Source organism: Allobosea sp. TAB14 (assembly GCF_052113865.1).
Taxonomy (GTDB): Bacteria; Pseudomonadota; Alphaproteobacteria; order Rhizobiales; family Beijerinckiaceae; genus Allobosea; species Allobosea spartocytisi.
Window position 1 is genome coordinate 1 of record NZ_JBFRDQ010000369.1, and the last position, 1,259, is coordinate 1,259.

A 1,259-nucleotide genomic window follows, 5' to 3' on the forward strand; every position below is an offset into this window, starting at 1 on the left:
GCCCAGCCCTGTTCGATCAGGGCGACCAAAAGACGATGGACGCCGCTCTTTGAGAGAGCCAGCCGTTGTGCGATCTGGCCGAGCGCCATGCCGACCGGGTTCTCGACCAGAAGCTGGACGATCGAGAGACAGCGCTCGGCGGGAATATGGGCCATGTCCGGTCTACTACTCCTGCGGCTTCGGCCCTACCGGCCAACGAAAAGCGGGGTGCGCTTGGCGAAGAAGGCCGCCGCTCCCTCGTGCAGATCGTCGGAATCGAAGATGAGCTGTTGCGCGACGGTCGCGCGCGACAACCCAGCATCGAGCGGAAGATCATCGGCCATATCGACCAGCTCCTTGGCCAGCCGATTGGAGATGGGGCCGCGCTGGACGATCGTGGCAGCCATGGTGCGCGCGGCATCGAGCGCGCTGCGATCGTCCGCGATCTCGTTGACCACCCCCCAGCACGCCGCCTGTTCGCTGGAGATCAATTGGCCAGTGAACAGCATATGCTTGGCCCGTGCCGGCCCAACCAGGCGCGTCAGTCTGATCGCACCGCTACCGGCCAGCCCGCCAAGCTGACATTCGGGCAGCCCGATGCTGACGCCACTTCGCAGGACGCGGAGATCGCAGCACAGCGCGAGCTCCAATCCGCCGCCCAGCGCCGGGCCATCCATCGCGGCGATTGTCGGCATCGGCAGCCGGGCCAGATTGCGCAGGACCATGTCCTCGAACAGGATCTTCCGCTCGCTCGCTTCGTGCCGGATCGGCCCGAATTCCTTGATGTCGCTGCCGGCGCAGAAGGCCCGGGCATTCCCACCATGCAGGATAACGCAGCGCAGATCATGCCTCCCGGCCAACGCAGCGAGGATGCGGTTCAACTGCCGCAGCAGCGGGCGGGTCACCAGGTTGAGCGGGCCGTTTGCCAGCGCGATTTCAGCCACCGGGCCGTTCTCGGCGAGCTTCACGAGACCGGCCGGGGTCGGTTGTGCGGCCGCATGCTCCGTCATGGTCACGCCGCCGGCTGGGCGAGGGGAGTTCCGTGCAGTACGCCCATCCGCTCGAACTGCCGGTGGATGCGGTCGACATAGCCGGCGAACTGCGGAGCGTCGCCGAGCACGATCGGACGTGGTCGCTTCAGCTCGACGGTGATGTCGTCGATCACCTCGCCGGGGCTCGGGCTCATGACCAGGATGCGATCGGACAGCCCGACGGCTTCCTCGACGCTGTGGGTGATGAAAACAACCGTCGGGCGTTTGCGTAGCCAAAGGCTCTCCAGG

The 1,259-nt window shown here is 66.2% G+C and carries 2 protein-coding genes and 1 pseudogene; all 3 read right to left on the bottom strand.

Going from position 1 to position 1,259, the window contains the following annotated elements; all coding sequences use genetic code 11:
- The coding region (locus AB4Y99_RS27675) for a helix-turn-helix domain-containing protein (RefSeq protein WP_441525609.1) at positions 1–155 on the bottom strand (155 nt) is incomplete at its 3' end.
- Positions 156–185: 30 nt separating this feature from the next.
- Positions 186–989: an enoyl-CoA hydratase/isomerase family protein gene (locus AB4Y99_RS27680; protein WP_441525610.1), complete on the bottom strand. Its 804-nt coding sequence runs from the start codon at positions 987–989 to the stop codon at positions 186–188.
- Positions 990–991: 2 nt separating this feature from the next.
- Positions 992–1,259, bottom strand: a pseudogene (locus tag AB4Y99_RS27685) (ABC transporter ATP-binding protein); the annotation flags it as partial.